We start from the raw sequence: 16370 nt of genomic DNA, 5'->3' as shown, positions 1-16370 counted from the left end.
ATGTCTCCTTACCGGCGCAGTTTCTCCAGAAGCTGCATGGACGGTTCGCCATCCGTGGCCATGCCGAGGCGGGACTGAATGGCGCTGATGGCAGCCTTGGAGCCGGAGCCGAGATTGCCGTCGATCTCGCCATTGTAGTAGCCGAGCGCTTTCAGGCGCGTTTGCAGCTCGAACTTCTCCTTCATGTCCAGCGTGCCCTCGGGGCGGGGCCAGCGCTGCTGCATGCCGCCGTGGCCGGCGATCTCGTCGGCCAGAAGGCCGACCGCCAGCGCATAGGAATCCGAGGCATTGTAACGCTTGATGACGAAGAAGTTGCGGGTCATCAGGAAGCCGGGGCCGTTCGGGCCGCCGAGCATCTTCAGTTCCGCCCGGTCGCTGCCGCGCGGGAACGGCTTGCCGTTCGGGCGGACCAGACCGAGCGCGGCCCATTCGTTGAGCGTCTTGGTGGCGCCGGCGAACTTGCGCGCGCTGGCCGGTACGGTGGCCTCGTAGCCCCAGGTCCTGCCGCTCTGCCAGCCGTTCTTGGCAAGCAGGTTGGCGGCGGTCGCCAGCGCATCGGGAACGGAATGCCAGATGTCGCGCTTGCCGTCGCCATCCGCGTCGATGGCATAGAGGAGATAGCTCGTCGGGATGAACTGGGTGTGCCCCATCGCGCCGGCCCAGGAGCCGGTGAGGTGCCGCGTCGAGATGTCGCCGGACTGGAGAATTTTCAGCGCGGCGATCAGCTGGGTGCGGGCAAATTTCGCACGGCGGGAATCGGCGTAGGCGAGGGTGGCCAGCGCGCGCGGCACGCTGTGCAGGCGGTCCGGCTTTTCCAGCACGGAGCCGTAATTCGACTCCATCGACCAGATGGCGAGCAGCACATGGCGGCTGACGTTGAAACGATTTTCGAGGGCGGTCAGCAGGCGTCCGTGTTCGGCCAGCATCTTGCGGCCGTTGGCGACGGTGTGCGGGTTGACGCGCGAATCGAGATAGTCCCAGATCTTGGTGGTGAATTCCGGCTGGTAGGCGGCTTTTCGCAGCACTTCCGGATCGGGTTCCTTTACGCCGGCGAATGCGGCATTATAGGTCGATCTGGAAATGCCGGCTTTGGCGGCAACGGGGTAGAAGTCATTGATCCAGGCTTGAAAATTGCGGTCGGCCAGTGCGGGCAGCGGCGCGAGGACCACAGCAGCAGCGATCATGAACCCCTTGAGGCCAAGTCTTGCGGTTTTGGTCATCTGTTTCGTGTCCGTTACTTTTACGTTCATCTCAGGGAGGCTATCATACTCCCGACGAACGTTAGGATTAACACGGTACCGTCAACAAACTCTTTACCATCTCTCGGGGATGCGCGCATCCTTTTGGAAAAAGAGTAGCAACTGCGATATATGAAAACCGCGCAGCAGAAATGAAGTATATTCTGCACTGGAGGCATTCGTGGCAAATAGCAAGAAGATTCGTAAAGCCGTATTTCCCGTAGCCGGGCTGGGGACCCGGTTCCTTCCGGCAACAAAAGCAGTTCCGAAAGAAATGCTGACTGTTGTGGACAAGCCCGTTATCCAGTACGTGGTCGAAGAGGCCATCGAAGCTGGGATCGAACACTTTATTTTCGTAACCGGACGTGGGAAATCTGTTATCGAAGACTATTTCGATATCAATTTCGAATTGGACGCTACTTTGCGCGAGCGCAACAAGAATGCCGAACTGACCCTGCTTTCGGATATTCTTCCCGCCGCCGGCACCACGAGCTTCACACGCCAGCAGGCGCCGCTGGGCCTCGGCCACGCCGTGTGGTGCGCCCGCGATATCGTCGGCGACGAGCCGTTCGCCGTTCTGCTTCCCGACATGATCATGAAGGGCAGCAAGGGTTGCCTTGCCGGCATGGTGGAACTCTATGGCGCCTCCGGCGGCAATGTCGTGGCCGTCGAGGAATGCGATCCCGAACTCGCCCACAAATACGGTATCGTCGGTGTCGGCGACAAGGTCGGCAACGGCTTCAAGATTACCGAGATGGTCGAAAAGCCCGCCAAGGGCACCGCGCCGTCGAACCTCTTCATCAACGGCCGTTATATCCTTCAGCCCGAAGTCTTCGACATTCTCGCCCGGCAGGAACGCGGCGCGGGCAATGAAATCCAGCTGACCGACGCCATGCTGGCGCTGGCCGAGAAGCAGGATTTTGCGGCTTTCCCGTTCGACGGCAAGACCTACGACACGGGCGCCAAGGATGGCTTCATTCTCGCCAACCTCGTCTTCGCGCTGGAGCGCGCCGATATCCGCCCGCTCGTCGAGGCGCAGATCAAGGACGTCGTGAGCAAGCTCTGAGGCCCTTCCGGCCGTCCGGATATAATGGAAGCGCGCGGTCGCAAGACCGCGGGCTTTTGCCGTTGCGAGGCGTTCAGCGTTTGAGGGTCAGGCCGACGCCGGCCGTAAGGTCGCTGGAATTGCTGCCCGCTTCGCGGCGGGTCCATTCGTAGTCGAGCGAGCCGTTCAGCTCCAGATAGCGGTTGACCTTGTAGGTCAGTCCGGTTCCGGCGGCATAGGTGGTCGAATTGGAGATCAGGCTGCCGGATGGATAGCGCCGCCAGGTCGTGGCGCCGGACAGGCGGGCGACGAGGTCGTCCCGCAGTTCGTGGGCGATCTCGCTGTTGAAGCGGTAGACGATGCCGCCGCTCTCGCCCGGTGCGGTCGAATCCTCGACCAGCGTCGACAGGCCGGCGGCGACGTTGGTGCCGCGCCGGGGCGACCAGTTCAGCCGGCCGTCGAGCGTCAGTCCGCTCACTTCCGTCAGCCGCGTGTCGTCGTAGGAGACGGTTTCATAACCGATGCCGATTTCGCCGCGCAGCTTTTCCCCGAGATCGACCTCGACGCCCGAGCGCATCGCATAGCTGTCGGACGAGCGGCGAAAGCCGTTGGCATCCTGCTCGCTGTCATAGACCGTCTTGCGAAACGATGCCTCGAGGAAGGGCACGAGCGCCGGCGACAGTTCGTAGCCGAGGCGTCCGCGTATGCCGTAGGCGTTGCGGTCGCGGTCGGACAGATCGAGCCGCGTGCCGTCGGACAGCCTGACGCTCGAATAGGTGGTGCGCTCGACATCGACGCCGATGAGGCCGCGGATGCGCCCGAGATTGCGTTGCAGGGCGAGGCCGCCAGTCAGGGTCTGGACATCCGATTGCGCCGATGCGCCCGGTATGGCGTTGGGGTCGTCGTTGTCCTCGCGGTTGATGGCGTAGCTGCCGGTGACGGTCGCGGTCGTCTCGGCCGGAAGGTCGAGCCGGAGAGCGGCGTCCAGCCGGGAGGCCGGATCGGTGGAGAGATCGCCCTTCAGGTTCTTCTGGAGGATGCTTTCGCCGTTGAGGCTCAGTTCGTGGCGTGACCAGTCGGAGGTCAGCGTGCCGCGAATGCCGGTTTCCAGATAGGTGCGCCTTTCGCTGCGGTCGCCGTTGGTCGTCTTCTGGCCCTTGATGCTTTGCTGAAGGGAGGGCCGCAGCACGAAACCGCCGAGGCGAACGCCCGTCGCTTCGCCGTCGTCGCGATTGGCCGCTCCGGCGCCGTCCATCGGCGCTTCCGGTGCATTGATGCGTCCCTCGATCGCATCGCCGGTCGAACCGAAGCGGGTCATCTGGTCGTCGTCGGCAATGGCGGCCGTCGCCGCCGGTTCCGCGTCCGCCGACTGGGCAAGCGCCCGCATGCCCGGCGCCACGGCAATGCCGAAGGCCACGACGGCCAGCGCCACTCGCTTTCGGGAGGCACCCTTCGGTGCCCTGGGCGACGGGAAAGACATGAACGAAACGGAATCCTGCAAGCTCGAAATTGCTTACCCAAACGTAAACCCATGTGGTTAACGTTTGGTTTCGAGCCGGGTGGAATCGCTTGTCAGAAGGGCTCCACCGTGAGGTCGCGGCCGTGGCTTGCCGAGACCTTGATGCGGGTGCCGGCGGGCAGGTCCGGCCCCGTCACCGGCCACCATGTATCGTCGAGGCGGATGCGGCCGCGGCCTTCGCGGATCGGCTCCTGAAGCGTCGCGGTGCGGCCGACGAGGCTTGCCGTGCGCTGGTTGAGCAGCGGCTCGTCGCTGGAGGCGCCGCGGCTTGCCATCAGCTTGCGGCCGATGAGCGTGAAGGCCAGCGAAAAGGTAGCGAAGACCAGGCATTGCACCTGCCAGCTCCAGGCCGGCAGGGTCCAGAACAGGAGCGAGAGAATGCCGGTCGCCAGCGCTCCGAGGCCGATCCAGACGAGGAAGACGCCGGGCGCGACCAGTTCGGCGGCCAGCAGGATCATGCCGGCCACCCACCAGCTCCAGGGACCGAGTTCGGCTGCGATCCGTGCGAGCATGTCATTCTCCCGGCGGGGCAAAGGGATTGACGGCGGGCGTCGAGCGCTGCGCCGTCGTGGCGGGCCGGCCGGAAGGCCGGGCATCCTCACCGAACACCTCGCGGGCGATCGCGCCGATGCCGCCGAGCGAGCCGATCAGCGCGGATGCCTCCATCGGCATCAGCACGATCTTGGAGTTTCCGGCGGTGCCGATGGAGGCGAGGGCCTCGGTGTATTTCTGGGCGACGAAGTAGTTGATGGCCTGAACGTCGCCGCTGGCGATGGCCTCCGACACCATCCGCGTGGCGGCGGCTTCCGCCTCGGCCAGGCGTTCGCGGGCTTCCGCCTCGCGATAGGCGGCCTCGCGCTGGCCCTCGGCCTGGAGGATGGCGGATTGCTTGGCGCCTTCGGCCCTGAGGATCTGGGCGTTGCGGAACCCCTCGGCCTCCAGGACCTGGGCGCGCTTTTCGCGCTCGGCCTTCATCTGGCGGGCCATCGCGTCGACCAGATCCACCGGCGGGCGGATGTCCTTGATCTCGATGCGGGTCACTTTCACGCCCCACGGGCCGACGGCGTCGTCGACGATGCGCAGCAGGCGCTCGTTGATCTGGTCGCGGTTGGAAAGAAGCTCGTCGAGGTCCATCGAGCCCATGACCGAGCGGATGTTCGTCATGGTCAGGTTGATGACCGCGTCTTGCAGATCGGAGACCTGATAGGCGGCCTGGGCGGCGTTCAGGATCTGGTAGAAGGCGACGGCGTCGGCGGAAACGCTGGCATTGTCGCGGGTGATGACCTCCTGCGTCGGAATGTCGAGCACCTGCTCCATGACGTTCTTCCGGGCGCCGACCCTCTCGATGAACGGTACGATGAGATTGAGGCCGGGTTCCAGCGTGCGGGTGTAGCGGCCGAAACGCTCGACGGTGTAGCGATAGCCCTGCGGCACCGTCTTGATGCCCGCCAGAAGAACGAGGATGACGAGGCCGACGAGCGCCACAACCGAAATGTCGAAGCCGGTGAATTCCATGATTTCCTCCCAGGCCCGAGCAGCCTTGTCGTTTATGGGGCGTCAGGCGCGATTCGTTCGCCGCGCCTTTCGAACCGAGTGTATCACACCCAGCCCTGAAGTTCGCGCCTGACGACGGTTTCCAGCACGCGCATCCCGTCCGGGGTGTCGTTGAGGCAGGGAATGTGGACGAATTTCTCGCCGCCATGCTCGTGGAAGATCTCGCCCGCTTCGCCGGCGATTTCCTCCAGCGTTTCCAGGCAGTCCGAAACGAAGCCGGGATTGATGACGGCGAGCCTCTTCACGCCCTTCTTCGCCAGCGCCTCGACGGTCTTGTCGGTGTAGGGCTGGAGCCATTCCTCCGGTCCGAACCGCGACTGGAAGGTGAGTTGCAGCTTCTCCTCGCTCCAGCCGAGTTTTTTCCGCAAGAGCCGGGCGGTGATGTGGCATTGCCCGGGGTAGGGGTCGCCCTTCGCCGCATAGGATTGCGGGATGCCGTGGAAGGAGGTCAGCAGCACCTCCGGCTCCCAGTCCAGCGTGGCGAGCTTCGCCTGGATGGAGCTGGCCAGCGCCTCGATATAGGCGGGGTCGTCATGATAGGGGGGAACGGTTCTGAGCGCCGGCTGCCAGCGCATCTTCAGCAGCGCCTTGAAGGCCTCGTCGTTCACGGTGGCGGTGGTCGAGGCGGAGTATTGCGGATAGAGCGGGAATACGAGAACGCGCTCGCAGCCTGTATCCTTCAGTTCCTGCACCTTCGAGGCGATGGAGGGCTTGCCGTAGCGCATCGCCCAGTCGACGGTTACGTTGGGCAGGTCCCTGAGGGCGGAGCCGAGCAGGTCGGACTGGCTGCGGGTATAGGTCAGCAGGAAGCTTTCGTTCTTCTCGTGGTTCCAGATTTCCTCATAGGCCTTGCCGACCTTCTGCGGCCGCCTGGAGAGAACGATGAGCTGGAGGATCGGCTGCCAGTAGAGTTGCGACCACTCGATCACGCGCTTGTCCGACAGGAATTCGGAGAGATAACGCCGCATCGACCAGTAATCGGTGCCCTCGGGCGTGCCGAGATTGACGAGAAGGACCCCGACACGGCCGAGTTCGGCCGGCGGGTTGCTGTGGGAAGGGGGGGCATCGGAGGTCATCGGGCGGGCTTCCATTTCTTCATTCATTGCTTCATTCGAACCTGATCTACGGATTACGCTCCAATGCCTTCCGCGGATTGCCCCGGGTGACATGCGCCGTCACAGTTTTTAAGCATTTTAAAAACAAAGGCCGGCCCGGGAAAGTGCGGGCCGGCCCTTTAGGCTGAGACATAGTGTCTTATTCCGCCGGAATATCCAGTTCGAGCCCCACTTCGATGTGGTTCGGGCGCGTCAGGCCGTTGGCGCGGGCGATCCTGCCCCAGAGAGCGCCTTCTCCATAGGCGCTTTCAGCGATCTTCCAGAGGGAATCGCCCCTGACGACCACATATCGGGAATCGGCTGCCGCGGGGGCGGGCGTTGCGACGTCGGGGTCTGCGGGAGCCGCCGCAGCCGGTGGCGCGGCCGGTTCCGCCGGCGCGGCGGCGGCCGGAGCGTCTGCGGGTGCCGCGACCTCGGCGATGCGGCCGTCCAGCGCGGGCCGGTAGGGCGAGTTCGCCGTGATGTAGGCCGCCACGGCATCTTCGAGGCTGGGGCCGAAATCATAGGCGTTGACGCCGTTGGTGGAAAACACCCGGTAGCCGTCGCCGCCGCCGCGCATGTAGTTGTTGGAGACGACGCCGTAGAGCTTTTCCGGGTCGAGCGGCACGAAGCCGTCGCCTTCCGCGACCTCGACCGAGACGACGCGGCTGCCGGCCGGCCTCGACTTGTCGAAGGAATATTTCAGGCCGGCGACCTGCGGAAAGCGGCCCGCGCCCTCCTCGATCTGGCCGAGGCCGTTTTCCAGCGCCGCGACGACATCCGACCCCTTGAGCTGGAAGGTGGCGATGGTGTTCTGGAACGGCAGGACGGTCAGAACCTCGCCCATCGTCACCGTGCCCTGATCGATGGAGGCGCGCAGGCCCCCGCCGTTCTGGATGGCGATGGCGATGCCCTGGTCCTTCACCCGGTCGAGCAGGGCGTCGGCGACGAGATTGCCCATCGTGCATTCGCGGGCGCGGCAGTTCTCGCGCGAGCCGTCGATGGTTTCCGTGGCCTCGCCGATTTCCTTCTGTTTCAGCTCCTCCAGCGGCTGGCCCAGTTCGGCGACGCGCGTCTCGTAGGCCGGGTCGGGCGTGATCGACGAGTCGAGCAGGATCGGCGCGCCGGCGGCGGCCGTGACCACGCCGTTGTCGTCGAAGGTGACTTTCAGTTCGCCGAGATACTTGGAATAGGCATAGGCGGTGACGATCGGCACGTCGACGCCGTTCGGCGCCTTGACGAGGGTCGGATAGGGGCCGGCGGCCTTGTCGTCGGTGGACGAAAGATAGGTGTGGCTGTGGCCGCCGACGATCACGTCGATGCCGTCGACGGCGGCGGCGATCTCCTTGTCGCGCTCGTAGCCGACATGCGAGAGCAGGACGATCTTGTTGACGCCCTGTTCCTCGATTTCCCTGACGGCATCCTTCAGGTAGCTGATTTCGTCGCCGAACAGGATGCTGTCGCCGGGGGAGGACGTCTCGTCGGTGTCGGTGGCGAGAACGGACACGACGGCAACCTTCTCGCCGCCGAGTTCCTTGATGATGTAGCCCTCGAACTTGTTGGCGACGGGCGAGTCGAGGCCGGCCAGCGTGTTGCCGGAAATCAGCGGAAACTGCAACGCGTCGATGAACTTGGCCAGTTCCTGCGGGCCGTCGTCGAACTCATGGTTGCCGATGGCCATCGCGTCGAAGCCGATGCCGTTCATGAATTCCGCGATGGGGGCGCTCTTGTAGCTGGTGTAGTAGAGCGAGCCCTGGAACTGGTCGCCTGCGTCGAGAACGAGGATGTTGGAGCCCGCGAGCGCCGCCCGCCGGGCGTCGATGGCCGCCTTCACGCGGGCGATCCCGCCGAAACATTCATTCTTTTCCTTCTCGGATGCCGAGCAGGTCGAATCGAACGCGTTGATCGGTTCGATGCGCGAATGCAGATCGTTGATGTGGAGAATGTTCAAGTCGTAATCGGCAAGCGCGGCTCCGGCCGTCAGGCCGAGCGCGGAAACGCCGATCAGCGCGAATTTGACAACTCTTTGCATCCTGTTTGTTCTCCTGTTTATGCCGCACTGGCCCGGATTGCGCCTTGGGGCGGTCCCCTCCGGCTCCAGCTCCCGATAGCGCGGCATCGTTCCATTTAGGGCGGTCGACTGCAAGAGGGAAGATTTCCAATTGGCGGGCGGCTGGATGGTCGCCGGCGGCGGACAGAGGGCGAACGACAAAGGCGCCCGCAAGGGGCGCCTTCGGATTCGGCTTTCTGTCGCAGGCGGTTAGCCGCGGCGGGAGAGCGAGAACTGGCCGCCGGCGTCGGAGGTGCAGTTGAGCTGGCTCTGCGTCACCAGCGCGCAATTGACGCGCGACTGGGTGTTGCGGACCAGGGAGGTCATGTTGATCTCGAAAAGGCGATCCGATTTCTGGACATAGTTGCCCGAGGCGAGCAGGGTGTTGGTTCCGTCGGTCGTGCGGGTCGAGAACGTGCCGTTCTGGAAGGTCGACACGATGCCGTTGGCGTCCGCCCACTCACCGTCCACGGGCGAGAAGGGGCGCTGCGGCTGCGGCATCGAGCGCGAATACTGGTAGGACGGCGGAGCCGAAACGCAGGCGGACAGACCCGCTGCCGTCAGGATGAGAGTGAGGCTTGTCCGGAATGTCATCGGTTTCTCCAGCGATTCTGCATGCACGTCACGCCCGACCATGCCTATGGTGTGGCTGCATGACAAGATATGTCGCGCGAATCGCCGCCAATCAATGATCAGCGTTGCAAAAATGCCCTGCGGCTGTGCGGGTCTTCAACTCCGCACAGCCGCAGGTTGCCGTTCAGCGTACCAGAATGTTGCGGAACTGCCAGGGGTCTTTCTCGTCGATATCCTCCGGGAAGAGACCCGGGCGGCCTTCGAGCGGGGTCCAGTCGGTGTAATGACCCTCGACCGGGCCGAGATAGGGCGTCTGGACTTCGAGGCAGCGCCTGTAGTCGACCTCGTCGGCCTCCACGATGCCGGCCTTCGGATTTTCCAGCGCCCAGACCATGCCGGCGAGCACGGCGGAGGTGACTTGCAGACCGGTGGCGTTCTGGTAGGGGGCGATGCGGCGGGTTTCCTCCAGCGACAGGCGCGAGCCGTACCAGTAGGCGTTCTTCTCGTGGCCGTAGAGCAGCACGCCGAGTTCGTCGACGCCGTCCACCAGTTCGTCCTCGTCGAGGACGTGCTGCACGGGCTGAGCCTTGCCGCCATTGCCGAACATCTCGTGCAGCGACAGCACGGCGTCGTTCGCGGGATGGTAGGCGTAGTGGCAGGTCGGGCGGTAGGTGACGTCGCCGTTCTTGTCACGGACGGTGAAGAAATCGGCGATCGAGATCGACTCGTTATGGGTCACGAGGAAGCCGTACTGCGCGCCCGGCGTCGGGCACCAGCTGCGCACGCGGGTGTTGGCGCCCGGCTGTTCGAGGTAGATCGCCGCCTTGCAGCCCTTCTTGTGCTTCCTGGCGTTCTTCGGCATCCACTTTTCATGGGTGCCCCAGCCGAGTTCGGCGGGCTGGAGGCCCTCGGCGATGAAGCCTTCGACCGACCAGGTGTTCCAGAAGACGTCGAGCGGCTTGGGGTTGATCGCGCGCTGCGTGTCGCGTTCGGCGATGTGGACGCCCTTGACGCCGACCTTCTTCATGAGCTTCGCCCAGCCTTCGCGGTCGTCCGTCGCCGGTTCCTGGAATTCGAGGCCGATTTCGCTGGCGAGGTTCACGAGCGCCTGCTTGACGAACCACGAGACCATGCCCGGATTGGCGCCGCAGGTGGAGACCGCCGTCGTGCCGCCCGGATTCTTCTGTTTCTCCTTGCGCACGGTTTCGCGCAGCGCATAGTTGGTGCGGTCGGCGTTGGAGGCGCTTTCGTCGAAATAGAAGCCGAGCCAAGGTTCGACCACCGTGTCGATATAAAGGACGTCGAGCTTGCGGCAAAGCTTGATGATGTCGAGCGAACCGGTGTCGACCGAGAGGTTGACGCAGAAGCCCTGGCCTTCGCCCTCGGTCAGAAGCGGCTTCAGCAGGGTCTTGTAGTTTTCCCTGGTGACATGCGCCTGGATGTGACGGACGCCGTGGCTGGCCAGAAGCTCGGCTTCGTCATTGCGCGGGTCGATCACGACGAGACGGCTCTTGTCGAACTTGAAGTGGCGCTCGATAAGCGGCAGGGTTCCACGGCCGATGGAGCCGAAGCCGATCATGACGATCGGGCCGGTGATTTCAGCGTAAACCGGGTAGGTCTGTTCGGACATAGTGTCTCTTTGCTCCTTCGGCGGATATCGGGTCCGGCCATTCGTGATGTCGCGCATTTCCGGGAGGCTTTCCTCCCGGATAACGCTAGATCACAAAACTTCGTCACAATAAAGTGGCGGTGCCGGCGCTTGCGGAGCGATTTCTCGCCGGTTTTTCCAGCGAAATGCCGCGGGCGGGATCAGCCGGCGGCAGCGGCCTCGTGGGCGGCGGCGATGGCGCGCAGATGGGCGACGAGTTCGGGACGTTTTTCCGTCAGGCCCTTGTAGTTCGCCTGTTCGGTCGTCAGCCCCTCGAGCTGGTCGGCCAGCGAAAGGGCGGCGGGTGCCAGTTCCGGATTCTCCTCCATCGCCTTCACCGGGTCGATATAGATGCGGATGGTGAAGAGCAGGTCGCCGGAGACCGGCATCCGGGCGAGCGACTGCCGCTCGATGCGGATGAAGCTCGCCCCGGGCGCGACGTTGCGGGCCTCGACGTTCGGCGCATAGGTCTTGGTCGCCGGCAGATGCAGTTCGTAGCTCCAGTTGATCGTCCAGTTGTAGCGCTTCACCGGCATGCCAGGCTTGAAGTTGTCGAACATGCGGTTGATGATCGTGGCGTTGCGCGTGCCGCCCTTGAAGTCCGGCACCTCGGCGTGGACCTGCTCCATTGGTCGGCCGAACTTGTCCTCCAGCGACCAGGAGGAGGGGAAGGCCAGATGGGCGGCGGCGATGCGCCAGCCGTCCTCGCCGCGGCGCATCAGCACCAGGTCGTCCTGCACCAGAAGGCCGGCGCGCACGAGGGGCGGCAGGCTCTCATCCTCCAGATCGACCGTGTGGCCGGCGACGTGGACCAGGCTGCCGTCGCGCTGCCAGACGTCCGGGCGATTGGCCGTCAGCCAGCCGGAGAGTTCGGCCAGAACCTCCCGCTGCGCCGCGTCGGTTTCCGGCTCGGCCTTGTAGATCGTGTCGAAGACCTCCGCGCCGAGACGGCGTTTTTCCGAGAGGAAGAAGCCGATCTCCTCGTCCGGTTCGATCCAACAGTTCGGATCGAGCGGCGAAATGGCGATGGTGAAGGGTTTGTGTCCACCTCTGAAAGGTGTGTAGACAGGCTTTTCGATCAGTTGTTCCATCGTTGCTGTTCCCTTGTCTTTTTTGCCATGTTGCGCCGCGGAAAACATAAGGGCAAGCTCCGATTTCACGCAGCGGGAGGGATTCATTCATGGCTGTCGCGTTCAGCAAGGCCCAGTTGCTGGCGGTGATCGAGAAGAATTACGATCGTCTGCTGCGCGAACTGAAAGCGATCCCGGCGGAGCGGGTTTTCGAACGGTCGCTCGAAGGCCGCTCGAAAGGCACGACGATGAGCGTCGCCGACATCGTCGCCTATCTGATCGGCTGGAATGCGCTGCTGCTGAAATGGCAGGAGCGGCGGGCCGCCGGGCTGCCGGTCGATTTTCCCGAGACGGGTTACAAATGGAACGAACTGGGAAGGCTGGCGGAAAAATTCCACGCCGATTACGCAGCGCTCGGCTGGGAGGAGCGTCTGGAACGCCTCGATCTGGAGAAGGGACGGACCGTCGCCCTGATCGGGCGCCTCGACGACGACGCGCTCTACGGACTGCCGTTCTATGGCCAATATCCGCTTGGCCGGATGATCCAGTTCAACACGGCCGCGCCTTACGAGAACGCCCGCAAACGGGTGCGGGCGTGGAAGAAGGCGAACGGGCTGAACTGACGGACCCTAACCATTCTTTCGTCATGGTCGGGCTTGACCCGACCATCCAGCGGCACCCGCCGCATGGACCCTCGGGTCTAGCCCGAGGATGACGGAGGAGAGGTTACGCTTCCGTCTCTGACCTTTGCCGGTGCTCAGGCTTGCCTGTCGAGTGCCTCAAGCTCGTCGATCAGGCTTTCGATCATCGACAGGCCGCGATTCCAGAAGTCCGGGTCGGTGGCGTCGAGGCCGAAGGGCTTCAGCAGTTCCGCATAGTTCTTCGAGCCGCCGGCCTTGAGCAGGTCGAAATATTTCTGCTGGAAGCCCGTTTCCGCGTCGCGATAGACGGCGTAGAGCGAGTTCACCAGGCAGTCGCCGAAGGCATAGGCATAGACGTAGAAGGGCGAGTGGATGAAGTGGGGGACATAGGACCACCACGTCTCGTAGCCTTCCGAGATGGCGATGGCGTCCCCAAGGCTTTCCGCCTGAACCGAGAGCCAGAGCTTGCCGATATCGTCCGCCGTCAGTTCGCCTTCGCGCCGGGCGGTGTGGACCTTGCGCTCGAATTCGTAGAAAGCGATCTGGCGCACGACCGTGTTGATCATGTCCTCGACCTTCTGGGCGAGCATGGCCTTGCGCTCGCGCGGGTTCTCCGTCCTGTCGAGAAGGGCGCGGAAGGTCAGCATCTCGCCGAAGACGGACGCGGTTTCGGCCAGCGTCAGCGGCGTGTCGCACATCAGCGCGCCCTGGCCGCCCGCCAGGACCTGATGGACGCCGTGGCCGAGTTCGTGGGCGAGCGTCATCACGTCGCGCGGCTTGCCGAGATAGTTGACGAGCACATAGGGGTGCGCCGAGGGCACGGTCGGGTGGGCAAAGGCGCCCGAGGCCTTGCCGGGCCGGGCCGGGGCGTCGATCCAGTTGCCGTCGAAGAAGCGTCCGGCGATTTCCGCCATTTCCGGCGCGAAGGCGCCATAGGCGTCGAGAACGGTCTTCTTCGCCTCGGCCCAGGGGATCGCCGCATCCGGCGTTTCCGGCAGCGGCGCGTTGCGGTCCCAGTAGTTCAGCTTTTCCATGCCCAGCCATTTCGCCTTCATCGCGTAATAGCGGTGCGAAAGGCGCGGCCAGGCGGCCTTGACGGCGGCGACCAGCGCATCGACCACCTCGCGCTCGACGCGGTTGGCCAGATGGCGGCTGTCGGCGATGTCCTCGAAGCCGCGCCAGCGGTCGGAAATCTCCTTGTCCTTGGCCAGCGTGTTGGTGACGAGGGTGAAGAGCCGCAGGTTCTCCTTGAAGACCGCAGTCAGCCCTTCCGCGGCTGCCTTGCGCCTGGCCGGATCGGCGTCCTGAAGCAGCGTCAGTGCTGCCTCCAGCGGCATTTCCACCCCGTCGATGGTGAAGACGAGGCTTGCCAGCGTCTCGTCGAACAGCCGGTTGAAGGCGCCGGCGCCGGTCTGGCTCTTTTCGAGGAAGAGCTGTTCGATCCTGTCGTCGAGCTGATAGGGCTTGTCCTTCTTCAGGTCCTCGATCCACGGACGGTAATGCGCGGCCTTTGCGTCGGCCTTCAGGCAGGCTTCCATCACCGCGTCGTCGATGCGGTTCAGTTCCAGCCCGAAGAACAGAAGGTGGGAGGAGGCGTCCGTCAGCTTCGCCTGGGTGTCGCCGAAGACCTTGCCCTTTTCCGGGCTGGTCGTTTCGGCGTAGTAGGCGAGGCCGGCGAAGGAGCCGATCCGGCCCATGAGGTCCGACAGCGCCTCGTATTCCTCGATGGCCGCGCCGATCCCCTCCGGACCGGTCTTTGCCGCCGCTGCGGCGAGCTTGCCCTTCCACTTCGCTTCGAAGGCCAGGGCGTCGCCCTGCGCCTTCGCCAGCGCTCCGGTGAATTCGGCGGAGGCGGCGGAAGGATAGAGATGGGAAAGATCCCAGACGGGCAATTCACCGAGCGGGGAGGGGGCTGTGGACATGATCCGGCTCCTTGGCTGGCCGCTTCGCCGGCTCTGATGGGAACGCACCGAAACGGGAAATGGATGATCGTCCCTTGTGTGGTGCCTCGATCGTTAAAATGCAAGCCTTTCCCAAAACCTGATGTTCAAGCCTTTGTGGCAACTCTCATGGGTCCGCAGTTCGCTGAACGAAAGCCGAGCAGAACAGGGGGAGCGAAAGTGACCGCACAGATTCTCATTGTCGATGACGACCCGGTGCAACGCCGGCTTCTCAAGGCGGCCGTCGAACGCGACGGCCACCATAGTCATATGGCCGAGAACGGCCGTCAGGGTCTGGAGATCCTCAAGGCGCATGCCGGGATCGATGTCGTCGTGCTCGATCTGATGATGCCGGAGATGGACGGCCTTGCCTTTCTCGACGCGCTGGCCGTGATGCACATCGACGTGCCGGTCATCGTCCAGACCGGGCAGGGCGGTATCGAGACGGTCGTGAACGCCATGCGGGCGGGTGCGTTCGATTTCGTCGTCAAGCCGGTGTCGCCGGAACGCCTCGGCACGGCGATCGCCAATGCCCTCAAGCTCGGGCATGAGCAGGGCGAGGCCCGCTCGCGCGGTTCCCGCGGCCGGCGCAGCGGCACCGTCAGCTTTTCCGACATCGCCTCCGCCAGCCCGGACATGATCCGCGTCATCGATCTCGGCCGCCGCGCCGCGCAATCCACGATCCCGGTGATGCTGGAAGGCGAATCCGGCGTCGGCAAGGAAATGGTGGCGCGGGCCATCCAGTCGGCCAGCGAGCGGTCGGGCAAGCCCTTCGTCACCGTCAATTGCGGTGCGATCCCGGAAAATCTGGTCGAGAGCATTCTCTTCGGCCACGAGAAGGGCGCCTTCACCGGCGCCACTGAAAAGCATGCCGGCAAGTTCATGGAAGCCGATGGCGGCACGCTCTTCCTCGACGAGGTGGGGGATCTGCCCCTCGACATCCAGGTGAAGCTTTTGCGCGCCGTCCAGCAGGGCGAAATCGAAACGGTCGGCTCGTCCCGCGTGCAGAAGGTCAATGTGCGGCTGATCTCGGCCACCAACAAGAACCTGATCGAGGAGGTCAAGGCCGGGCGGTTCCGCGAGGATCTCTATTACCGCCTCAACGTCTTCCCGATCACCATACCGGCCCTTCGTCGCCGCAAGGAAGACATTCCCAACCTGGTGCGGGTCTTCCTGCACCGCTTCTCCACCGAGCAGCGTCTCGGCGCCCCGCTGACGATCAGCGCCGGGGCGATGGCGCTGCTGACCGCCTTCGACTGGCCGGGCAATATCCGCCAGCTCGAAAACACGATCTACCGGGCGGTGGTTCTGGCGCAGGGAAGCGAACTGACGGAAACCGACTTTCCGCAGATCCTCGGGCAGTTGCCGGATTTCGCGGCCGGCAGCGCTGTGCGGCGCGAGATCGGCGAAAAGCATCTGCGCCTCGTCGAAAGCCTGACCGCGCCGGTCGAGAGCCTGGCCGCCGAAGAGGGCCCTTCCCGCGAGGACATGATCGCCAGCGTCGACGACAGCGGCGAAATCCGCAAGCTTGCCGAGGTCGAGGAGGAACTGATCCGCTTCGCGCTGAAGTTCTACGGCGGCCAGATGAGCCGGGTCGCCCGGCGTCTGGGCATCGGCCGCTCGACGCTTTACCGGAAGCTCAAGGACTACGGCATCGACCCGGACAATCCGGTGCAATCCGTCGCCTGAGACGGACCTGCGGCCGGCAGACGGCCTCTGCGAAACGCCCCCGCGCCACATCCGGCGCGGGGGCGTTTACCGTTAACCATGCCTGTTGATCCAAGTTAAGGTCTCGGCAAGGATAAGCAGTTACCCTTTGTCAATGTCCTGTTAGTGAACGATTCACCATGCGGGAAATGAGCGGGTGACTGTGGCAGATTGGCCATCGTGTCACCGTATTTGACAGTCAATTCAGGCAACTCATGTTGTCTGCGATGGGGATAGCCTTGCCTTACGGGTACGAAAATGAAACGCCGCCGGCCGCAGTTTCATGCGGCG

Annotated in this window: 13 protein-coding genes; 3 read left to right on the top strand and 10 right to left on the bottom strand. The window is 63.9% G+C overall.

Annotated elements, in window-relative coordinates:
* Nucleotides 1–8: 8 nt before the first annotated feature.
* Nucleotides 9–1220, bottom strand: a complete 1212-nt coding sequence (locus tag NOF55_RS06900; protein WP_306410607.1) for a lytic murein transglycosylase — start codon at nt 1218–1220, stop codon at nt 9–11.
* A gap of 199 nt (nt 1221–1419) precedes the next feature.
* Here NOF55_RS06900 and galU point away from each other — a divergent pair, with 199 nt between their 5' ends.
* Nucleotides 1420–2304 carry a UTP--glucose-1-phosphate uridylyltransferase GalU gene (gene galU / locus NOF55_RS06895; RefSeq protein ID WP_306410606.1) on the top strand — a complete coding sequence of 295 codons (885 nt, stop codon included), beginning with the start codon at nt 1420–1422 and terminating at the stop codon, nt 2302–2304.
* A 73-nt stretch (nt 2305–2377) separates the two neighbouring features.
* On the opposite strand, the gene NOF55_RS06890 is transcribed toward galU, so the two are convergent.
* From NOF55_RS06890 to NOF55_RS06855, 8 genes are all read right to left on the bottom strand, one after another.
* Complete coding sequence (locus NOF55_RS06890; RefSeq protein WP_306410605.1) at nt 2378–3715, bottom strand: outer membrane beta-barrel protein; 1338 nt, start codon at nt 3713–3715, stop codon at nt 2378–2380.
* A gap of 140 nt (nt 3716–3855) precedes the next feature.
* Nucleotides 3856–4314 (bottom strand): NfeD family protein, encoded by a 459-nt coding sequence (locus NOF55_RS06885; RefSeq protein ID WP_306410604.1) that lies wholly within the window; start codon nt 4312–4314, stop codon nt 3856–3858.
* Nucleotide 4315: 1 nt separating this feature from the next.
* Nucleotides 4316–5317 (bottom strand): SPFH domain-containing protein, encoded by a 1002-nt coding sequence (locus NOF55_RS06880; protein ID WP_306410603.1) that lies wholly within the window; start codon nt 5315–5317, stop codon nt 4316–4318.
* A gap of 83 nt (nt 5318–5400) precedes the next feature.
* Nucleotides 5401–6432, bottom strand: coding sequence for a ferrochelatase (hemH, locus tag NOF55_RS06875; protein ID WP_306410602.1), 1032 nt, complete (start codon nt 6430–6432; stop codon nt 5401–5403).
* A 178-nt stretch (nt 6433–6610) separates the two neighbouring features.
* Nucleotides 6611–8482, bottom strand: coding sequence for a 5'-nucleotidase C-terminal domain-containing protein (locus tag NOF55_RS06870; RefSeq protein ID WP_306410601.1), 1872 nt, complete (start codon nt 8480–8482; stop codon nt 6611–6613).
* A gap of 228 nt (nt 8483–8710) precedes the next feature.
* The gene (omp10, locus tag NOF55_RS06865) at nt 8711–9094 is read right to left on the bottom strand and encodes an outer membrane lipoprotein Omp10 (protein ID WP_306410600.1); all 384 of its coding nucleotides are present in this window, start codon (nt 9092–9094) and stop codon (nt 8711–8713) included.
* A gap of 163 nt (nt 9095–9257) precedes the next feature.
* Nucleotides 9258–10703, bottom strand: a complete 1446-nt coding sequence (locus tag NOF55_RS06860; RefSeq protein ID WP_306410599.1) for a homospermidine synthase — start codon at nt 10701–10703, stop codon at nt 9258–9260.
* A 179-nt stretch (nt 10704–10882) separates the two neighbouring features.
* Nucleotides 10883–11812, bottom strand: coding sequence for a heme-dependent oxidative N-demethylase family protein (locus tag NOF55_RS06855; protein WP_306410598.1), 930 nt, complete (start codon nt 11810–11812; stop codon nt 10883–10885).
* 89 nt (nt 11813–11901) lie between these two features.
* Here NOF55_RS06855 and NOF55_RS06850 point away from each other — a divergent pair, with 89 nt between their 5' ends.
* Entirely contained in the window at nt 11902–12414 is a 513-nt protein-coding gene (locus NOF55_RS06850) for a ClbS/DfsB family four-helix bundle protein (RefSeq protein WP_306410597.1), read from the top strand.
* Nucleotides 12415–12548: 134 nt separating this feature from the next.
* Here NOF55_RS06850 and NOF55_RS06845 read toward each other — a convergent pair whose 3' ends face one another.
* The gene (locus tag NOF55_RS06845) at nt 12549–14354 is read right to left on the bottom strand and encodes a M3 family oligoendopeptidase (RefSeq protein ID WP_306410596.1); all 1806 of its coding nucleotides are present in this window, start codon (nt 14352–14354) and stop codon (nt 12549–12551) included.
* Between the two features lie 147 nt (nt 14355–14501).
* Here NOF55_RS06845 and NOF55_RS06840 point away from each other — a divergent pair, with 147 nt between their 5' ends.
* Entirely contained in the window at nt 14502–16061 is a 1560-nt protein-coding gene (locus NOF55_RS06840) for a sigma-54-dependent transcriptional regulator (RefSeq protein ID WP_370868937.1), read from the top strand.
* Nucleotides 16062–16370: the final 309 nt, after the last annotated feature.

Origin of the sequence: Ectorhizobium quercum (genome assembly GCF_026552795.1) — a bacterium.
In the GTDB taxonomy this organism is placed as follows: Bacteria; Pseudomonadota; Alphaproteobacteria; order Rhizobiales; family Rhizobiaceae; genus Ectorhizobium; species Ectorhizobium quercum.
Note: the sequence above shows the minus strand (reverse complement) of the source record. Positions and strands in the feature narration are given on the sequence as shown.